Here is a 1,023-nt window from a genome sequence, read left to right as displayed (position 1 = left end):
GGCGAGGACGGCGCCGATGGGCCCAGGCCCTGTATGGGCGGCGGGCACCGGGCCCGAGCCGCAGTGGGTGACCACGGGCACGCCGGCTTCGGCGAGTTGGCCCCACACCGGGTCGAGCAGCGGGTCGCGCGGATCGTAGTCGCCGACCTGTATGTGGCTCTTGAAGACGCGAGCGCCTTGTTCGAGGGCGTGGCGCACGTCGTCGGCCGCGCCGGGTTCGGCGTGGAAGGTGGCGGTGTGCAGGCAGTCGGGCGTCCGGGTGGCGAAGTCGGCTGCCCAGTCGTTGAGGGAGCGGGCCATGCCCGGCTTGTGGGGGTAGAGCATGGACGTGAACGCGCGCACGCCGAATCCGCGCAGGAGGGCGAGGCGCCGTTCCTCGTCCTGCCGGTAGCCGATCGGCCAGGGGCGGCCCACCAGGGGCCCGGCCGCGTCGAAGTACGCCCACACCTTGGCGAGCAGGCGTTCCGGCATGAAGTGGGTGTGGACGTCGATCAGCGAGGTCACGCCGATGCGCGAGCGGAACGCCGCCACCCGCGCCCGCTCGGCCGGCTCCGCCGGTATCCCCGCACCCGCACTCGGACCCGCGCCCGTGCCTGAGCCAGCAACCGCATCCGTGCCCGTGCCCGTGCCCGTGCCGGCAACCGCATCCGTGCCCGCGTCCGTGCCGGCAACCGCATCCGTGCCCGCGTCCGTGTCGGTGTCCGTCCCCATGCCGGACACCCTAGTGATGCGCGTTGGTACGACGGGCCGTCGGCAGGGCGACGCCGGAAGAAGCCCGGCGCACCGGCACCCGAGGGTGACCGCTGCGCCGGGCTCGCGGCGTGGTGCCGGGGGTCAGCGCGCGGCGGGGACGRCSGKCWYGACGYMSRCGCACGACGGGCCGTCGGCAGGGCGACGCCGGAAGAAGCCCGGCGCACCGGCACCCGAGGGTGACCGCTGCGCCGGGCTCGCGGCGTGGTGCCGGGGGTCAGCACGGATACGGCCACGACCGTCATGACGCCGACGACCAAGGCGAGCGTGACG

The 1,023-nt window shown here is 74.9% G+C and carries 1 protein-coding gene; it reads right to left on the bottom strand.

What is annotated here, in order from left to right:
• Positions 1-711 (bottom strand): amidohydrolase family protein (locus AB8Z75_RS34935; RefSeq protein ID WP_369209162.1); only part of this gene is annotated, 711 nt, incomplete at its 3' end.
• Positions 712-1,023 lie beyond the last annotated feature (312 nt).

Origin of the sequence: Streptomyces sp. PU-14G, from assembly GCF_041028275.1 — a bacterium.
GTDB lineage: Bacteria > Actinomycetota > Actinomycetes > Streptomycetales > Streptomycetaceae > Streptomyces.
Note: the sequence above shows the minus strand (reverse complement) of the source record. Positions and strands in the feature narration are given on the sequence as shown.